Annotated in this window: 22 protein-coding genes; 10 read left to right on the forward strand and 12 right to left on the reverse strand. The window is 41.3% G+C overall.

Features of this window, described 5'->3' with window-relative positions:
- Window positions 1-31: 31 nt before the first annotated feature.
- From EXT47_RS23235 to EXT47_RS23255, 5 genes are all read right to left on the reverse strand, one after another.
- Window positions 32-2,200: a S9 family peptidase gene (locus tag EXT47_RS23235; RefSeq protein ID WP_130127710.1), complete on the reverse strand. Its 2,169-nt coding sequence runs from the start codon at window positions 2,198-2,200 to the stop codon at window positions 32-34.
- Window positions 2,201-2,315: 115 nt separating this feature from the next.
- Window positions 2,316-4,268 carry a methyl-accepting chemotaxis protein gene (locus tag EXT47_RS23240; protein WP_130127711.1) on the reverse strand — a complete coding sequence of 651 codons (1,953 nt, stop codon included), beginning with the start codon at window positions 4,266-4,268 and terminating at the stop codon, window positions 2,316-2,318.
- Between the two features lie 182 nt (window positions 4,269-4,450).
- Window positions 4,451-5,779 carry a sigma-54 dependent transcriptional regulator gene (locus tag EXT47_RS23245; protein ID WP_017217572.1) on the reverse strand — a complete coding sequence of 443 codons (1,329 nt, stop codon included), beginning with the start codon at window positions 5,777-5,779 and terminating at the stop codon, window positions 4,451-4,453.
- Complete coding sequence (locus tag EXT47_RS23250; protein ID WP_010369621.1) at window positions 5,776-6,312, reverse strand: hypothetical protein; 537 nt, start codon at window positions 6,310-6,312, stop codon at window positions 5,776-5,778. The genes EXT47_RS23245 and EXT47_RS23250 overlap by 4 nt, the downstream gene beginning before the upstream one ends.
- Complete coding sequence (locus EXT47_RS23255; RefSeq protein WP_130127712.1) at window positions 6,309-7,679, reverse strand: sensor histidine kinase; 1,371 nt, start codon at window positions 7,677-7,679, stop codon at window positions 6,309-6,311. The genes EXT47_RS23250 and EXT47_RS23255 overlap by 4 nt, the downstream gene beginning before the upstream one ends.
- Before the next feature lie 374 nt (window positions 7,680-8,053).
- Between EXT47_RS23255 and EXT47_RS23260 the strand changes: the two genes are divergently transcribed.
- The 6 genes from EXT47_RS23260 (at window position 8,054) to EXT47_RS23285 (ending at window position 9,665) form a co-directional block, all read left to right on the forward strand.
- Entirely contained in the window at window positions 8,054-8,275 is a 222-nt protein-coding gene (locus EXT47_RS23260; protein WP_010369619.1) for an EF-hand domain-containing protein, read from the forward strand.
- A gap of 43 nt (window positions 8,276-8,318) precedes the next feature.
- Window positions 8,319-8,540: an EF-hand domain-containing protein gene (locus EXT47_RS23265; protein WP_130127713.1), complete on the forward strand. Its 222-nt coding sequence runs from the start codon at window positions 8,319-8,321 to the stop codon at window positions 8,538-8,540.
- A gap of 65 nt (window positions 8,541-8,605) precedes the next feature.
- On the forward strand, window positions 8,606-8,827 hold the full coding sequence (locus EXT47_RS23270) for a calmodulin (protein WP_039491255.1): 222 nt from the start codon (window positions 8,606-8,608) through the stop codon (window positions 8,825-8,827).
- Window positions 8,828-8,884: 57 nt separating this feature from the next.
- A complete protein-coding gene (locus EXT47_RS23275; protein ID WP_039491253.1) occupies window positions 8,885-9,106 on the forward strand; it encodes an EF-hand domain-containing protein in 222 nt (73 codons plus the stop codon).
- Between the two features lie 58 nt (window positions 9,107-9,164).
- On the forward strand, window positions 9,165-9,386 hold the full coding sequence (locus EXT47_RS23280; RefSeq protein ID WP_010604271.1) for an EF-hand domain-containing protein: 222 nt from the start codon (window positions 9,165-9,167) through the stop codon (window positions 9,384-9,386).
- Window positions 9,387-9,443: 57 nt separating this feature from the next.
- Window positions 9,444-9,665: an EF-hand domain-containing protein gene (locus EXT47_RS23285; RefSeq protein ID WP_130127728.1), complete on the forward strand. Its 222-nt coding sequence runs from the start codon at window positions 9,444-9,446 to the stop codon at window positions 9,663-9,665.
- Between the two features lie 429 nt (window positions 9,666-10,094).
- Here the strand turns inward: EXT47_RS23285 and EXT47_RS23290 are convergent, their stop codons facing one another.
- Both EXT47_RS23290 and EXT47_RS23295 read right to left on the reverse strand, forming a co-directional pair.
- On the reverse strand, window positions 10,095-10,532 hold the full coding sequence (locus EXT47_RS23290) for a cupin domain-containing protein (protein ID WP_039491248.1): 438 nt from the start codon (window positions 10,530-10,532) through the stop codon (window positions 10,095-10,097).
- Window positions 10,533-10,546: 14 nt separating this feature from the next.
- On the reverse strand, window positions 10,547-10,990 hold the full coding sequence (locus EXT47_RS23295) for a DUF2798 domain-containing protein (protein WP_039491246.1): 444 nt from the start codon (window positions 10,988-10,990) through the stop codon (window positions 10,547-10,549).
- Between the two features lie 94 nt (window positions 10,991-11,084).
- On the opposite strand from EXT47_RS23295, the gene EXT47_RS23300 reads away from it, so the two are divergent.
- Window positions 11,085-11,513, forward strand: a complete 429-nt coding sequence (locus EXT47_RS23300; protein ID WP_039491328.1) for a MarR family winged helix-turn-helix transcriptional regulator — start codon at window positions 11,085-11,087, stop codon at window positions 11,511-11,513.
- Window positions 11,514-11,851: 338 nt separating this feature from the next.
- Here the strand turns inward: EXT47_RS23300 and EXT47_RS23305 are convergent, their stop codons facing one another.
- The 4 genes from EXT47_RS23305 to EXT47_RS23320 form a co-directional block, all read right to left on the reverse strand.
- Complete coding sequence (locus EXT47_RS23305; protein ID WP_010379331.1) at window positions 11,852-12,298, reverse strand: Hsp20 family protein; 447 nt, start codon at window positions 12,296-12,298, stop codon at window positions 11,852-11,854.
- A gap of 256 nt (window positions 12,299-12,554) precedes the next feature.
- The gene (locus tag EXT47_RS23310) at window positions 12,555-12,767 is read right to left on the reverse strand and encodes a 4-oxalocrotonate tautomerase family protein (RefSeq protein WP_039491242.1); all 213 of its coding nucleotides are present in this window, start codon (window positions 12,765-12,767) and stop codon (window positions 12,555-12,557) included.
- Between the two features lie 10 nt (window positions 12,768-12,777).
- On the reverse strand, window positions 12,778-13,146 hold the full coding sequence (locus EXT47_RS23315) for a nuclear transport factor 2 family protein (protein WP_039491240.1): 369 nt from the start codon (window positions 13,144-13,146) through the stop codon (window positions 12,778-12,780).
- Between the two features lie 7 nt (window positions 13,147-13,153).
- Entirely contained in the window at window positions 13,154-13,768 is a 615-nt protein-coding gene (locus EXT47_RS23320; RefSeq protein WP_039491238.1) for a glutathione S-transferase family protein, read from the reverse strand.
- A 124-nt stretch (window positions 13,769-13,892) separates the two neighbouring features.
- Here EXT47_RS23320 and EXT47_RS23325 point away from each other — a divergent pair, with 124 nt between their 5' ends.
- From EXT47_RS23325 to EXT47_RS23330, 3 genes are all read left to right on the forward strand, one after another.
- Window positions 13,893-14,774 carry a LysR family transcriptional regulator gene (locus EXT47_RS23325; protein ID WP_039491235.1) on the forward strand — a complete coding sequence of 294 codons (882 nt, stop codon included), beginning with the start codon at window positions 13,893-13,895 and terminating at the stop codon, window positions 14,772-14,774.
- Window positions 14,775-14,852: 78 nt separating this feature from the next.
- Window positions 14,853-15,011, forward strand: coding sequence for a hypothetical protein (locus tag EXT47_RS23920; RefSeq protein WP_165383839.1), 159 nt, complete (start codon window positions 14,853-14,855; stop codon window positions 15,009-15,011).
- Window positions 15,012-15,071: 60 nt separating this feature from the next.
- Entirely contained in the window at window positions 15,072-15,323 is a 252-nt protein-coding gene (locus EXT47_RS23330; protein WP_039491233.1) for a TIGR03643 family protein, read from the forward strand.
- Between the two features lie 44 nt (window positions 15,324-15,367).
- On the opposite strand, the gene EXT47_RS23335 is transcribed toward EXT47_RS23330, so the two are convergent.
- Entirely contained in the window at window positions 15,368-16,288 is a 921-nt protein-coding gene (locus EXT47_RS23335) for an acetoacetate decarboxylase family protein (protein WP_130127714.1), read from the reverse strand.
- Between the last annotated feature and the right edge of the window lie 21 nt (window positions 16,289-16,309).

Here is a 16,309-nt window from a genome sequence, read left to right on the forward strand (position 1 = left end):
TGAAGCCTCCTTTGTTTAATGTGAACGTTGACTACAGTTTATTCTCAGCGAGTGCGATAAAGAAACTATAGCTTAATGCGACATCGTGAATACGCTTAAAGCGACCAGACGCACCACCGTGGCCAGCTTCCATGTCGGTTTTTAGCAGCAGTAGATTATCATCTGTTTTATATTCTCGTAGCTTAGCGACCCATTTCGCTGGCTCAAAGTACTGCACCTGAGAATCATGCAAACCCGTGGTTACAAGCAGATTTGGATATGCTTGGGCTTTAACTTGATCGTAAGGTGAGTAAGACAGCATGTAATCAAAATACGTCTTCTCATTTGGGTTGCCCCATTCGTCGTACTCATTTGTGGTCAGCGGTAGCGTTTCGTCAAGCATGGTATTGATCACGTCTACAAATGGAACTGCCGCATGTACACCATCGTACAACTCTGGCGCTTGGTTAATGACTGCACCCATTAATAGGCCACCTGCGCTGCCACCTCTAGCATAAATACGTGAAGCATCCCCATACTTTTGCTCAACGAGTGCTTTTGTGACATCAACAAAGTCGTTAAAGGTGTTCTTTTTGTTTAACTTTTTGCCATTATCATACCAAGGACGGCCAAGCGTTTCTGAACCACGAATGTGTGCAATAGCATAGACAAAACCACGATCTAAAAGGCTTAATCGGCTTATTGAGAAGGTTGGCTCAACATTAGAACCGTATGAACCATAACCGTATTGTAGTAACGGGTTTGAACCATCTTGCTTGAACTTATCTTTACGATAAACAATTGAAACCGGTACTTTTATGCCGTCACGTGCGGTGATAAAAATACGTTCAGATTGGTAGTTTTCAGGTGCAAAGTCGCCCAATACTTTGTCTTGCTTTAATAGTGTTTTGTCTAAACTAGCAAGGTCGACATCATACACAGAAGCCGGGGTCGTCATACTCTGATAACCAATTCTTACTGCATTTGCATCTAGGTTTTCGTTACTAGTTAAATAAACGGCGTAAGCCGGGTCATTAAAGGTTAAACGCTTGCTTTCGTTATTATCTAAATTTAATACGGTGATTTGGCTAAGACCATTTTCACGCGTTTCGTAAACTAGGTGCTGATTAAATAGCTCAAAGCTATCTAGTTTTGCATCGGCATTGTGCGGTACAACGGTTTGCCATTTTGAAATATCACTTGCATCACTGGCTTTAACGCGCATCAGCTTAAAGTTTACGGCATCTTTATTGGTGTGGATGTAATACCAATCGCCAAGTTTAGCAATGCTATATTCATGACCACTTTCTCTAGGGATAAAGCGCTCAGGAGTTGCTTTTGCATTATCTGCGTCTAGTAAAGATACACCTGACGCCTCGGTACTTGAATGGTGAATGTATATTTTGCTCTTGTCTTTACTCTTTGAGATATACGTGTAATAGCTGTTATCTTTTTCTTCGTAAATTAATTCATCTGTGCTTTGTGCTGTGCCTAGAGTATGGCGAAACACTTGATAACCAAGCAAAGTAACAGGATCTTTTTTGATGTAATAGATAGTTTTGTTGTCATTTGCCCAAACGATAGGACCTGAAGCGCCTTCAATCGTATCGTCTAATAGCTTACCTGTCGTTAAATCTTTGATTCGAATCGTATAAATTCGACGACTTAATGTATCCTCAGCAAAAGCTAACAGGTTTTCGTTGGTTGAAATGGAAAGACCACCGACACCATAATAGTTTTGACCTTCAGCGCGGATATTCGCATCAAAGATAGCTTTTGCATTTTTACCATCTTGGTGTTCACTGCGGTAATAAGTGAAGTATTCTTTGTCACCCTCAGTGGCACTAAAATAATAGTAACTGCCGTTTAGTACCGGCACACTGCGGTCATCTTTGACCACTTTGTTTTTGATTTCTTCAAATAAGGTTTGTTGTAGTTGCTCCGTGTTTACAAGCTTACTGTCGGTATAGGCATTTTCTTTGGTTAAGTGTGACAATACCTTTTCGTCACTTCTAGTATCGTCACGTAGCCAGTGATAATTATCGACAAGTTCTTGACCGTGAATGGTGGTCTTGTGTGGGATCTTTTCAGCTACAGGAGCCGTAACTGCTGCGGTTTGCTCAGCGTTAGCTTCAGACTTTGTGTGCTGTGACGGCGCTTCTTGACAACCGAGTACAGCAACCAAAGATGCTGCTATTAATGTAAATTTAAATTTCTTCATTTTTATTCTTCTGTAATAAATCAATTCATCGAGTCTAACTAGTTCTTATTATAAGGACAACTAATTGAGACGATATTTTGTAACAATTGCAAAAAACAAGATATTAGTTTTCTATTCAGTCAATATCAAAGCGGCCAACCAAACGCTCTAAGTCTTTAGCTAAGTTAACTAATTGGTCAGCGCCTGCATTTAATGCGGCTGTTTCTTCTCCGACTTGTCGTACAGAAATATCTACCGAGTCAATTAAACGTCGAGTATGACCTGCATTTTCTCCTTGTAATGAAGCTTGTGACGCTATATTTGAAACCGATGTTTTAATCCTTGATACAGCCTGAGCGATGTCAGTAAATGCTTGCTGCGCGCTTTGTGATTGTTTGATAGTCGTCTCAGATTCGCTTACGCTTGATGTCATTTGGGCTGATACCGTCCTTGTTTGAGCGATGAGGTTGGTTAACACTTGCTCTATTTCCTGTGTAGCGTCATGTGAGCGCTGTGCAAGCGTTCTTACTTCATCAGCAACCACCGCAAAGCCCCTACCTTGTTCACCTGCACGGGCAGCCTCAATCGCGGCATTTAATGCCAAAAGATTAGTTTGCTCTGCGATAGAACGGATCACGCCTAAAATATTAGTGATATCTTGGCTTTCACTTTCGAGCTGGTTCATGGCGTTGGCGGACTCAGCTAACGAATGATTAAGCCTCGCAACCTGCGATACTGTACTTTCTATTGTGCTGTTACCACGCTGAGCGTGATCGTCCGCAGTGACGACATCCTCCAAAGTGTGACCGCAGCTTTCACTGATCTGTGCAGCAAGTTGCTCTACGGTTTCAGTGGTCGTGGTAGCACTGGCAGAGTCTTCAGCCTGCGTATGGCATTGATTACGGATATCGTTGATACTCTTTTGTGATCCTAATGCAGCATCATTCAATGTTGAGGCATTACTTTGAATATCTTTCACGAGCGAATTAATTGAGTCCAAGAATTTATTGAACCACGTGGCCAGCTCTCCAATTTCATCGTTGGTGACGACTTTTAAACGTTTGGATAGATTGCCTTCACCTTGTGCTATTTCTTTTAAACCATCAGACACCATTTCAATAGGTTCAACGATTTTATTGGCAAGTGTAATTGCAATAATAATAAATAAAATCACCATGATGACTGCGATAATAGTAATACTAATCGTCATATCGTAAGCTGAAGCTAAGATTTCATCTTCATCGATCACTGCGATAAATTGCCAACCGAGTGTGTCAGAGCGATAAATCTTAGCATCATAGGTTTTATTATCAGTTTCAATAGTGAGGTAGGGTTCGTTTGTGGCGCTGCGAATGGCCTTGTAAAGTGGGCTGGTGAGATCTTTAATGTGTTTAAAGTTATGATTTTTATTTTTAGGATCGGCAAGTACAGTGCCTTCGGCATCAAGAAGGATTAAATATCCTGATTCCCCGAGTCGAATATTGCTAACGATATCGGTCAGTGTAGCAAGTGTTACATCTAATGATTGCACGCCAATCACTTTGCCGTCACGTTTTATACCTGTGGCAACAGAAACCATGGCTTGCCCCGTTACTCCTTGATAAGGTTCGGTAAGGATAACCTTACTGGGATCCTTAGAGGCGTTTTGATACCAAGGGCGCTTTCTTGGATCGTAATCGCCAAGGGGCTCCGCAGGATACTGAATAAAACCTCCAGATCCGGTGCCAAGATATACAAACAATAATTCTTCGTGGGTTTGCCCAAATGCCCTATAAAGCTCAAAAATATTGCTTTCGGTTTGGCCGTTCTGTAGCGGAGTCATCGGTTTCTCAGCACCAAAATAAGTGGTGGTGTCTTGACCCGCTTGTTGCACAGCCTTGGACTCGGCGAGGAAGCGCGCATTTTTCTTCATCTGCTCAAAAAACAGTACAAAAGACTGCTCGGCTTGCCTTATCTCATTGCCAGAAGCATCAAGGAATTTATCAAGAGAGTCGCTTTTGGTCTGAGAAATGCTGACCACAGAAATCGCTAATATAGGAATGATCACAGTGAGAACAAAGCTAATAATGAGCTTTTTGCGCATTTTCATACAGACAACCCTTAACTATCCGAGTGTTTTTATTATGCTCCTAGCAGGAGCGCATATTCTCAGGGCAAACCTGAGCCACGGGCGTGGCTCGTTAAAGTCCGTATTACAAGCACTTTGCAATGGTAAATTTGACCAAGCAACGTACTTTAGAAATTAAAGCTAATGTTACCCCTCTAATAGGTTTAGCATTGGATCTCATGTTTTTTAAGTAATTTGTAAAAATCAGAGCGATTACGTTGTGCAAGTTTTGCAGCTTCCGACACATTCCCTTCGCAAAGTGCCAGTACTTTTTGGATGTAGTCATACTCAAATTGGCGTTTCGCTTCATTTAATCCTGTAAACGCATTCTGCTCTTTATCTTTAGGCAAGGCTTTTTGTACGATATCTTCAGTGATCATTTTACCTGGCGTAATAGCAACACAGTGCTCCACAATATTATGGAGCTGACGGATGTTGCCCGGCCAATGGTAATTCAACAAATGCGTAATACTTTGTTGGTTAAATTGCTTTTCGCCATCGCTAAGTGCACTTAAGAAGCGTGATGCAAGTAGTGGAATATCTTCCAATCGCTCTCTTAAGCTTGGGATTTCAACAGACACTACGTTTAATCGATAGTATAAATCTTCACGAAATTGCTTTTCCGCAACGGCGCTTTGAATGTTCTTATGGCTTGCAGAGACAAAACGAACATTGACCTTGTGCTCGGTTTGGCCGCCCACAGGACGAACGGTTCGCTCTTGTAAAACACGCAGTAGTTTAACTTGCAAATCAAGCGGCATATCACCAATTTCATCGAGGAATAAGGTGCCGCCATCTGCCGCTTGTACTAAACCTTCTTTGTCGCTCACCGCGCCGGTAAACGCGCCTTTTTTATGGCCGAATAGCTCAGACTCCAACAGGTGAGCGGGCATTGCGCCACAGTTAATCGCAATAAATGGGCCTTGCGCTTGGTTGCTGGCCAAATGGATTGCTTTTGCCGTTACTTCTTTACCGGTACCGCTCTCGCCTTGGATAAGAATATTTGCATTACTGCTGGCAAGCGCTTGAATTTGTTGTACCAATTGACGCATTGCGGCACTTTGGAATAACAATCCATGGAAGTTATTTGGATCCGAAGTTTGTGCCGTCCTCACTTTTCCTGCAAGCGCCTCATTGATGACATCGAGCATTTGTTGAGAGTCAATGGGCTTGGTTAAAAAGCTCACAAAGCCTTGCTGCATGGCGTCAACAGCGTCAGGAATAGAGCCGTGAGCGGTCATCATCACAACGGGCATGCCGGTATAATACTTCTTTATTTGCTCATTAAGTTCAAAGCCATTCATGTGCGCCATCTTCAAATCAGTGATGACCAAGTCGATAGGCATTTGCTTGAGGATATTTAACGCTTGCGTACCGCGGTGCGCAACTTCAACTTCGTAGCCGTGACTTTCTAAACGCATGGCCAGTAGCTCAGTTAAAGACGTATCGTCATCCACTAAAAGTAACTTTGCGCCTTGTTGTGTTTGACTCATAGTGAATCCTCCTCAAGTGATGGGTTTTCAGAAAGATCGGTTTCTAAACGTTGTTTTTCTATGTCGGCAAGCTTTTGTTTTAGCTCGGCAAGCTGCTTTTGGGTTTGTAACAATTGCTCTTGGTGCTGTTGCGCCTTATTGTCAGAGTAATAATTACTGATTTTTTGCTCACGAAGGCTTTGAGTGTGCCAAGCTAGCGATTCAAACCAAATGTTGTAATCGTCTGGCCAATAATCTTGTAGTTTTACTTCTTCAATGGCTTTAAGTTGCTTGGTGGTTGAGTCTGTACCGCAATAGGTGTGAATAAAGCCCTGTAAGTGCAGTGCACCTTTATAGTAATCGTTAAATGTCACGTTATGTTTTTTGGCGCATTGGCTGACTAAGGCTTTGATCACCTCAGCTAAAGGTACAAACTTAGCGCTGGTTTCTGTTTTTACAGGGCCAATAAATTGCTTTGTTTGCTCGACGTTTTGCTCCGTTGTGGCACAACCACCGAGCAAAAATAGCGTGATACTTAATGCGATGTATTTCATTTTGGATCCCTTTTTGGAAAGGCGACTTGAATACTGGCGCCAGATTCTACTGATAGCCATTTCACATAGCCTTTTAATTGCTTCACACACTCAGAGACAATGGCTAAACCTAAGCCACTGCCATTATTATTTTTATTTTTTTCACCACGAACAAATGGCTGGAATAATGAATCGGCTTCATTGATGTCGATGCCATCACCGTCGTCACGGACTATCAACAATACTTCGCCATTTTGTTCTTCAATTGAAATAGTGACATTGCTTTTAGCGTGATCAATGGCATTGCTCACTAACTGAGTTAACACTAATTTGCACGGAAGATAAGGTACTTTTAGGTCATCATGATTTTGCCAGTTCACTATCACATCAGTCTTTCCTAGCTTATCGCTAAGATGTTTTGAGACTTCTTCTTGGATAAGATTCATTTCGGCGTCGTGATGTAGGCTATCAGGGTGACTGGCCGCGCTATAGCTGAGCAAATCATCGATCAATGATCCAAGCTTTGCAACAGAGTTTTCCATAATGATGAGAATACGTTGTTGTTTTGGGTTAACATCTCCAAGCAATCCACTATTTAATAAGCTGCTTCCTTCGTTTAGCGATGCCAAAGGGGTTTTAAGTTCATGAGTAACATGGCGCAAGAAGGTTTCTTTTTGTTGTTGAATACGCTTAAGTTCGAGCCGTAGCCAATTTAACCTGTCACCCAACTGCTGCAATTCATGGCTGCCAGAGAGTTCTACCGACTTATCAAAATTACCTTTACCTACTTCAGATACCGCAGATTCTACCTGATTAAGCTGCTGACAAATCCGGTTGATCAAAAAGATGCTGATCACGATAAGGGTGGGTAGCAAGATAACGAGACCGAACATAAACCATGTTTGCAGTTGCACGAAATGAGCTTCTTGATCAGATAAGCGCTTATTAAGTGTTTGCTGAAAGCTTTCCTCGAATTGATTAAGCACCTTAACCAATTGTTGGAACTCTTCAGCTTTTGAAGTGGCATTGATCTCATCGGGAGCGAATTGTCGCCATTTAGCAACAAACAGCGAATCGGGTAGGTTTATTTTTAATAATTGAATGCGTTTTTTGGTGTTTTGCCACTTCTGCTCGATGCTTTCTTGCAGTGTTTCACTTTGCAACAGCTGATTATTTTGCAGTGCTTTTTCAAGCGCACTGATATCCGCTTTTACAAAATTGTATTCAAGGATAAGTTTTTGATTTTTATTATAAATGCCCTGAGTTTTTTGTTGGTTTTTGGACAGTGCCTGGGCGTACCACAAAGTCAGTGTGAGTATTGGAAGCACACCAATAAACATGGCAATAAGTGCCTGTTTTTGTAATGACTGAGAAAAAATTTTTTTCACGATGCTAAATCCTTTATAAGGGTGCACAAATTTCAATCAAATGGCGTTGCGAGATTTGCAAAATTTTCTCTCCAAAAATTTACCTGTTGCAAAGCTGCGACAATCTAACATTAAGAAAAATAAAGACTTTTTATTTTTCGCTTTTTTAGCTGTTGCCATTTAGCAACAGCTTGCCTTAATCCAACCTTAATCTTTTTAAGTGATTCCCATTAACTTGTTGATAAATGGTGTTTTTTCAATTTTGGCATCAAAGTTGGAATAGTTATCTCGAAAGCGAAAAACGAAACGCAACAACAAATGCAAAATCAGTTTTTAGCTTTAATAGCAAAACGTTTAACACAGAATTTAGTTTTTAATCTTATGAGGAAAGCACGATGAAAAATCTAGCAATCGCAGTATCAGCAGCAGTAATGACTTTGGCATCAGTAGGTGCACATGCAAACACTGATTTCGACAAACTAGACATGAATGGTGACGGTTACATCTCTATTGAAGAAGCAAAAGCAGATGAAGGCCTTCTTGCTCAATTTAACGAGCTAGACGCAGACCAAGATGGTCAACTAAGCCAAGCAGAATTTGATAACTACGAAGGGTAATTTGCCGAGTTATCACATCACTTTAATCGTTAAGGAGAAGATCATGAAAAATTTATTAGCAGTACTATCAATCACAGGTATGACATTGGTTTCAGCATCGGCAATGGCGATGGACGACTTCGAAAAGTACGACACTGATGGCAGCGGCACAATCAGCATGGCTGAAGCACAGGTTAATCCTAAGTTAGCTGAGCAATTCAAGACACTGGATGTTGACGGTAACGGCGAGCTGAGCGAGTCAGAGTACGAGCACTTTGAAGGCTAATTTAAAAGTTCGATATCGGTGAGTCTTCGGACTCTCCGTCAAGACTGAACTTTAAGGAGAATATGATGAAAAATCTACTAGTAGCAGTATCCCTTGCTGGCCTGTCAATGGCGTCGGTTAATGCAATGGCTGGTGACGACTTTGCCAAATACGATGCCGATGGTAGTGGCACAATTAGCATGAGCGAAGCGAAAGTAAATCCAAATCTTGTTGAGCAATTCACTCAGCTAGACGGTAACGCTGACGGCGAGTTAAGTGAATCAGAATTCGCAAATTTTAAAGGCTAAGTAATAGCCCTCTAATTTCATGAAACGAACAGTATTTAAATTTTTGAGGAATAAATGATGAAAAACGTACTAATTGTACTATCAATCACAGGTTTATCTTTCGCGTCTGTTAATGCAATGGCGGGTGAAGACTTTGCGGCGCTAGACACAGATCAAAGCGGCACAATCAGCATGAGCGAAGCACAAGCACACACGGCACTAGCAGAGCAATTTAAAGAATTAGACGCTGATGCAAATGGCGAGCTAAGCGAAACAGAATTCGCAAATTTTAAAGGCTAAGTAATAGCCCTCCAATTTCATAAAACGAACAGAGTTTAAAACTTTTGAGGAATAAATGATGAAAAACGTACTAATTGCACTATCAATCACAGGTTTATCTTTCGCTTCTGTTAATGCAATGGCGGGTGAAGACTTCGCTGCGCTAGATACAGATCAAAGCGGCACAATCAGTATGAGTGAAGCACAAGCGCACACTGCACTTGCAGAGCAATTTAAAGAATTAGACGTTGATGCTAATGGCGAGCTAAGCGAAACAGAATTCGCAAATTTTAAAGGCTAAGTAATAGCCCTCCAATTTCACGAAACGAACAGTATTTAAATTTTTGAGGAATAAATGATGAAAAACGTACTAATTGCACTATCAATCACAGGTTTATCTTTCGCTTCTGTTACTGCAATGGCGGGTGAAGACTTCACTGCGCTAGATACAGATCAAAGCGGCACAATCAGCATGAGTGAAGCACAAGCGCATACTGCACTTGCAGAGCAATTTAAAGCGCTAGACGTTGATGCAAACGGCGAGCTAAGCGAAACAGAATTTGCAAACTTTAAAGGCTAATTAGAGCTGGAGAAGTAAATTTACCTGCGCAAAGGAGTGATAGGGGAAAAGGAACTGATGTCAGGGAGCAGGGAATAGAGTTCAAAGATTATGATTGTTGTTGAGTAACAGGCAACATTACTGATTTGTTCAACTAAGCGCCCTCTTTCGGGCAAGTTTAAACAAACTGGTATAAAGGAATACTTACAGCGAGGCATCGCTATCAGAATCTTTGAGCTCCAAATAGAGAGTTTGGATGTCATTAGGGAAGTAAAGTGAAGGATCATAGTCGGTAAGAGTAAGGCGGTTATTCGCACCGCACCCAAAGCTTGGCTTGATAGCCAAGCTTTTTTTGTTTTGAGTGTATTGATTTTTGTAAGGTGTTAAATGTAACTCTGTGGATAGCACTTAAAGTTGATATTTTTCAATCATTAGCTGTGGCAGCGCAAGCTAACAAAAATGAATTTTGTACTTTTTGGCAAACTTAAGTCTGTCTTGTTTACTCAAAGCTGTTCCATCTGACAACCTTGCGATATCTCGAATAAAACTTTCCGACGGTCCTGAAGGTAAATTTATGACAAGTAAATGGCTATCGGTCAACGCTTTAAAGCGCCTCTTAACATTAGGACCAGCCACAAGTAAGTCACCTTTACCTGCAGTAATAACCTCATTTTCAACACCAAATTCTATAGAGCCGTGGATGATATAGAAAATTTCATCATCTATTTCATGGTAGTGCCAAGGTGCGGCATTGCCTTGTGGTATCAGGCTATCAAATATTGAGACTCTATTGTTGGTATCTTCTCCCGTAACAAGTAGTGATGTTATTTCTCCACCAACAAGACGATGAGTTTCTGCGCTATTAGCTTTAATGTATTTGTATCTCATAACAAGCTTCTTTTTCAGCTAGCCATAAATCGTTCAAGGCGAGGCTTCACAGTCAATGTCATAAAAACTGAAATTAACAACCCGACAGGCAGCGCGATGGTAAATGCATGAAACCAAGTGTTGATAAATTCACTCATGGATCTGTAAGGGACATTATTAATAGTTGTAACCGCGGCCATAATTCCTTCCATGATAATGGCCATTGATATACCAATCACAGTATTTTTAATGATCTTTGCTGTGTTTGGCATCAGTGATTCAGCAACCTTTGAGATTACCATAACCATGACAAAGCCAATTGGAGCAATAGTTGTGGCAGACAATAAAGTAGAGGTCAGCCATTGCTCAACAAACCGGTTGGTAAACCCTATATTTTGATAGGTCATCACGAAAGTTAATATACCCACCAATGCGATTACCATAGGGGCCGCAACAAGTACCTTTTTAACTAAATTCATAATCGCCTCTCCACTAAAGTTGATATTATCAACTATTGATGCTGTAAAGGTTAGGTGCTATTGTTGATAATGTCAACCAATGAAGGAGTGGATTTTGAACAGAGAACTTCCAGATAGCTTTTTAGCATTAACCTTTAAGTTTAAATCTCTAGTTTTAAAAGCAGTTAGAGAGCAGGGGATTGATATGGTACCGATGGAAATTCAGTCGCTTCATCTAATTAATAGAACAGAAAACTGTACAGCTGCTCTGATGTCAGAACTAATGGATAGAGATAAAAGCCAATTAGCGAGATTGATTAAAGAGATGTCAAAGAAGGGGTTAATAGAAAAAACAAAAAATCCAAATGATACTCGAAGCCATTTTTTAGGTTTAACAGAGGATGGCAAAGCGATATTGAAACGAATGCTTGTCATAGAGGCTGGGTTGATACAAAAAATGTGTACTGACCTATCTCACGAACAAGTAGAAGTATTTAACAATATTGCGGTGATCATGACTGCTAACTTGGCAAGAGAACCATAGATGTTGGCTTAACTGTTGTTATCGGTGTTTTATTATGAATTGTATGTTGGATGTCTTGAGATGAACGCCTATGAGAGCGACCCCAAATTATCTATAGATACCAGTTTGCCGTTCAGAACGCTTTGGAGATAACTAAGCTTTCTGCTCGCACTAGGGTGCCTACACTTTGTAGGCAAGGCGAATTGAGCTGGCGATTGGAACTGAGTTTAACGCTGCTAGCTTAAAACCTACTCGACGCTATAAAATGGGTAAACTAGCTACTCAAAACAAAAAAGTCGCCCGAGGGCGACTTGGAAACGTGACATCATGTAAAAACAGGGGGAAGTGACCTCAATCGATTATTTATTTTCGATGAGATTGCCTTTGCCAATTTCAATCTTTCTTGGCTTGAGTGCTTCTGGAATCTCGCGCTCAAGGTCAATGACTAACAGGCCGTTTTCAAGTCCTGCGCCAATCACCTTGACGTGATCGCCAAGTTGGAATTTACGCTCAAAGTTACGCTCTGCGATGCCTTGATGAATAAATTTGCGCTCAGCTTTGTCTTCTTTGTTTTGCTTTTCGCCTTTGACTGTCAGAGTATTGTTTTCTGACTCAAGGCTAAGCTCTTGCTCGGTAAATCCGGCAACAGCCATGGTAATTTGGTACTTGTCTTCACCGGTGGCTTCAATGTTATATGGTGGAAAGCTTGGTTGCTTTTCGTTGCGTGATGCTGCATCCATTAGCTGTGCTAAATGGTCAAAACCGATGAATGAACGATAAAGTGGAGATAGGTCTACTGTACGCATAATATGTATCCTCATAAAGCGATAATTAAGCTATTTATTGCTTCAATTAAAGCCAATAAATAGCATATAAAACATTTACTTAGTTTAGGTTGGGACCCTGTCGGCGTCCTCACAATACTATCTATGGACGAGGCAAATACTTTTCAAGAAACTTTTTTAAAAAAGTTTTTATTTACCTGAATTTTATAAGATTCTTTTTCAAGAAAATTGTCTTTGCAGGTGAAGAAGCACCATTTGATGCCTCTTTTTTATTGCGTTATTTAGGATTTAAGTTTTGCTGTCTCAACATAGAGACTTGATCAAACCCTATTCCCCAGTCGTCAGTTTCAACTTCTTCTATAATGATAAAAGTAACTTGTGGCGCTTTATCAAGGACATCCACCATAAGCTGAGTTGCACCTTTTATTAAGGCTTGCTTCTGAGCAGGTGTAACGCCTTCCTTTGTGATTTTAATATTGATGATAGGCATTGATTATCTCCTACAGATCATCATACATTTTGTTGACGATACGCCATTGTCCATCTTCTTTAAGTAAACCGATAAAGTCGATATAGTGATGTTCAAATAGTGGGCAATACAGCTTGACCATTGCTTGATGGTTTACAACATCCACCGACAAAATACGGTAATTAAAATCAGCGCTTTGGCTTTCGGGCGTTTGTCGAGATGAGACCAAATCTAGCCACTGTGATTTGGTGCGCCTCATTCCTGGAGCTTTGAGCACCGCTTCAGCGTGGAAAATCGCATCTAACTTTTTAATATCTCCTTGGTGTAGCCCTTCAAAATATTGTTGAATAACCGCGGTTACGTTGTCTAAATCCTGTAGTTTGAAAATAAGCTTAGTCATATTAAGCTCATGCGTCTGTACTGTGTGCTTGTTCAGCTGCTATCGAGGCGATAAAGCTGGGCCTTGCCTCAACTGCAGCTAACATTTTGCTGACTTTTTCTGGAATGACAATGTCGACTGGAAAATAGGCGCCCCAACGCGCATATACAGCCAGCATGATATCCGCAGTGGAAACCTGATCGCCGCCTAAAAATGTTTGCTGCGCTAACTTTTTCTCGACTAACCCCCATAATTCGTTGATGGCAACCGCTGCCGCTTCTAAAAATGGCTGGCGTGCATGCTCGTCAGCAATCGCACCTGTGGCAAAAAACAGACGATTGTAAGCCGGGTGCATCGTAGCATTAGCAAACAGAATGTTTTCTATCGCTTGTTGCTTTTGAAAAACATCGGCTCGAGGAAGAAGGCTATTTTCGTGTTTATTGAGTAGATAAAGTAAGATTGCAGCTCCTTCTACCAAGCTGTTTTCGCCATCGTTAAGAACCGGGATTTTACCTGTTGGGTTAATGGCTAAAAAGTTATCAACACCGCGTTTGTCAACCAGTTCGAAGGGTTGTTTTAGTTCTCTTAATATGACTTGCGTTGCTAGCGCGCAAGCACCTGGTAAGTAATATAACGTATACATAATAGTTTTCCTTATTTGCTTCTTGGCTAAAAGACAAGCTCAGTGTATAAACTAGATGCTGTTTGATATATAGCTACAATGAGAACCAAGAGTTCACATGGTGGAAACAATAATCAAGGAAAGTATGAACAAGCTACGAGCGATAGAAATGTTTGTAAAACTGGCTGAGGTACGCAGTTTTACTCGTGTTGCAGAGCAATATAATACGTCCAAATCCATGATCAGTAAGGAGATCAGCCGACTAGAAGCTGAGCTTGGTGCGCGGCTTATACATCGCACCACGCGCAATTTGCAGCTCACGCATGTGGGAGAAGGCTATTTACAACGTGCTAAGGATATTCTCAATAAGTTAGAGGATGCAGACACCTTCATACAAGAGTCGCAGCAAGCACCAAAAGGTAAGCTAAAGGTGAATGTGCCAATGGTGCTTGGGATCACTGACTTGGCAGCAATGTTCGCCGATTTTATGCAAGCGTATCCCGATGTCGACCTTGAAATACATTTAGGAGATGAGGATATCGACTTAGTTGAACAAGGGTTCGATTTAGGTTTTCGGGCTTCCAGTCGCCCATTCGACTCAAGTTATATAGGTAAAGAAATTACTCAATTTAATTATCATGTATGCGCCTCACCACAATATTTAGATAGTCACCCTGCAATCGAATCAGCACCAGATTTAATTCATCATAATTGTTTTGAATACAGCTATTCAAAACGCAAGAACTTATGGCCATTAGACGAAGGTGTGCGAATAAAAGGCTCCCTTAAAGTGAATAATGTCCTTTTTATGTTGCAGGCAATTAAAAGCCATTTGGGAATAGGGGTTTTACCTGAATTTGCCTGTAGAGAAGCACTTGAAAAGGGCGAGGTCGTTAGTATTTTACAGCATGCTGATAAACCTACACTCGCCTTATATGCACTATATCCAGCACGCCAATTTGTGCCAGCCGCGGTGCTTCAATGTATCGAGTTTTTGCAGGCTTGGTTTAAGCGAGAAGGGCACTGATTGTTAAGCAAATAAGGTGGTTTACATTACTTCATTACTTTGCCACATTAACTACTGGTTTAGATGATGGAATAGTCAATGAAATATGATAAACAAAATGCCAATCGAAAAATAGGTTTGGGGCTCGCTATCGGCGCGGGAATAGGCACAGCCGTGGGCGTTGCATCAGGGCAAATCATGTACACCTTGCCTATTGGCATTGCGATGGGAATATTGATTGGTCGTAAGTATTTTTAATCTATTTTGGCACTCGGTGCGTATGTGTGATTCTGATTAGAACACAACAAGATTAAGCAAGTGCAATTTAGTGACTCAGAAATTTCCAGGATCATTGAAATGGCGTGGGAAGATAGGACGCCATTTGAAGCTATCGAGCGACAGTTTGAGCTTAGTGAACCTGACGTGATCAAATTGATGCGTTGTAGCCTAAAACCCAGCAGTTTTAAGCTATGGCGGCAACGAGTAAATGGCCGTAACACAAAGCATATTAAACTTAGAAGCAAAAAGGTCAATCGTGGATACTGCAAAACGCAATACAAGCAAAGGTAATTAAAATGCAGAGGCCGTTAAGCCTCCGCCTATACTAATGAAGGTTACCTATCGTAAAGTGGTAGCGCAACGCCTTCAACGTTAGTGAATTCTAATACCGCGATAGGAGTAAACTGCGTTTTGCGTAAAAATCGCGTGGTGACACTTTTTGGTGAGTGAATCGTAAACTTACCAACGAAAGGCAAGATCCAGCCGCTAGTAGAGGTCAATACGCCACTTAGTTGAGGGATCTTAGACTCATCAGGAAGGTTAAAGCTGGGTACAACGTTATCACCGACCGAGTACAGTGGTGTGTTTGTGCCAATTTTACGCTGATATTCAGCACTGAGCAAAGGCTTACCATTTTTCTTGGCCAGCTCGAGACGATGTGTATTTTCACTTAGGGTGATGTCAACTTGGGCCAATTGTTTGGGGTAACCCCATATTTCACCGGCCTCAACCGCTTTCGCATTGTCCAACATCAAATGAAAGTTGAATGAGGCGTAGTCGTGAGGGAGCCCCATCGACTGCTTTTCAGCATTAGCAGTATTGATAGTTGTAAATGCAGCCATTGCATAGTTTACTTGTGCTTCAAGGGAGTTCAGGTCGCTTGGACAAGGTAAGTCGAGATCTGGCGCATTTCTGCGTTGAATAAAAAACGTTGCGACCGTTTCGTTGTATGCTCCTGCTGGACTTTCTGTGATTTTTTGAGTGTAAAAAGCCGCAATACCTTTTCCGGAGCTTTTGCCATCACATTTTGGCGTAACAACTTTCCAACCGTCATTCCATAAAAATCGTTTTGCTCGTTTTGCATTAATTAAACCCAGGACTGCACTGGTTGCTTCTCCCTTGACATGAAAAGGCACAGAGATTTCAGTGCCGTCATCCAAGTATTTTATTTCAGTGGTTGGGTATGTATTCTCGAGGTCAAAGGCGAGAGTATGGGCGCTAAAGATGAGTCCTAGCACGACTGCATTTTTTATCATTTTGCTTTCCTTAAGTAGTGA

The organism is Pseudoalteromonas sp. CO342X (assembly GCF_004208915.1).
Taxonomy (GTDB): domain Bacteria; phylum Pseudomonadota; class Gammaproteobacteria; order Enterobacterales; family Alteromonadaceae; genus Pseudoalteromonas; species Pseudoalteromonas maricaloris.

Coding starts and splice junctions, on each gene's coding strand:
- EXT47_RS23235 (WP_130127710.1), bottom strand. CDS start 2,200: ATGAAGAAATTTAAATTTACATTAATAGCAGCATCTTTGGTTGCTGTA.
- EXT47_RS23240 (WP_130127711.1), bottom strand. CDS start 4,268: ATGAAAATGCGCAAAAAGCTCATTATTAGCTTTGTTCTCACTGTGATC.
- EXT47_RS23245 (WP_017217572.1), bottom strand. CDS start 5,779: ATGAGTCAAACACAACAAGGCGCAAAGTTACTTTTAGTGGATGACGAT.
- EXT47_RS23250 (WP_010369621.1), bottom strand. CDS start 6,312: ATGAAATACATCGCATTAAGTATCACGCTATTTTTGCTCGGTGGTTGT.
- EXT47_RS23260 (WP_010369619.1), top strand. CDS start 8,054: ATGAAAAATCTAGCAATCGCAGTATCAGCAGCAGTAATGACTTTGGCA.
- EXT47_RS23265 (WP_130127713.1), top strand. CDS start 8,319: ATGAAAAATTTATTAGCAGTACTATCAATCACAGGTATGACATTGGTT.
- EXT47_RS23270 (WP_039491255.1), top strand. CDS start 8,606: ATGAAAAATCTACTAGTAGCAGTATCCCTTGCTGGCCTGTCAATGGCG.
- EXT47_RS23275 (WP_039491253.1), top strand. CDS start 8,885: ATGAAAAACGTACTAATTGTACTATCAATCACAGGTTTATCTTTCGCG.
- EXT47_RS23280 (WP_010604271.1), top strand. CDS start 9,165: ATGAAAAACGTACTAATTGCACTATCAATCACAGGTTTATCTTTCGCT.
- EXT47_RS23285 (WP_130127728.1), top strand. CDS start 9,444: ATGAAAAACGTACTAATTGCACTATCAATCACAGGTTTATCTTTCGCT.
- EXT47_RS23290 (WP_039491248.1), bottom strand. CDS start 10,532: ATGAGATACAAATACATTAAAGCTAATAGCGCAGAAACTCATCGTCTT.
- EXT47_RS23295 (WP_039491246.1), bottom strand. CDS start 10,990: ATGAATTTAGTTAAAAAGGTACTTGTTGCGGCCCCTATGGTAATCGCA.
- EXT47_RS23305 (WP_010379331.1), bottom strand. CDS start 12,298: ATGCGTACAGTAGACCTATCTCCACTTTATCGTTCATTCATCGGTTTT.
- EXT47_RS23310 (WP_039491242.1), bottom strand. CDS start 12,767: ATGCCTATCATCAATATTAAAATCACAAAGGAAGGCGTTACACCTGCT.
- EXT47_RS23315 (WP_039491240.1), bottom strand. CDS start 13,146: ATGACTAAGCTTATTTTCAAACTACAGGATTTAGACAACGTAACCGCG.
- EXT47_RS23320 (WP_039491238.1), bottom strand. CDS start 13,768: ATGTATACGTTATATTACTTACCAGGTGCTTGCGCGCTAGCAACGCAA.
- EXT47_RS23325 (WP_039491235.1), top strand. CDS start 13,893: ATGAACAAGCTACGAGCGATAGAAATGTTTGTAAAACTGGCTGAGGTA.
- EXT47_RS23920 (WP_165383839.1), top strand. CDS start 14,853: ATGAAATATGATAAACAAAATGCCAATCGAAAAATAGGTTTGGGGCTC.
- EXT47_RS23335 (WP_130127714.1), bottom strand. CDS start 16,288: ATGATAAAAAATGCAGTCGTGCTAGGACTCATCTTTAGCGCCCATACT.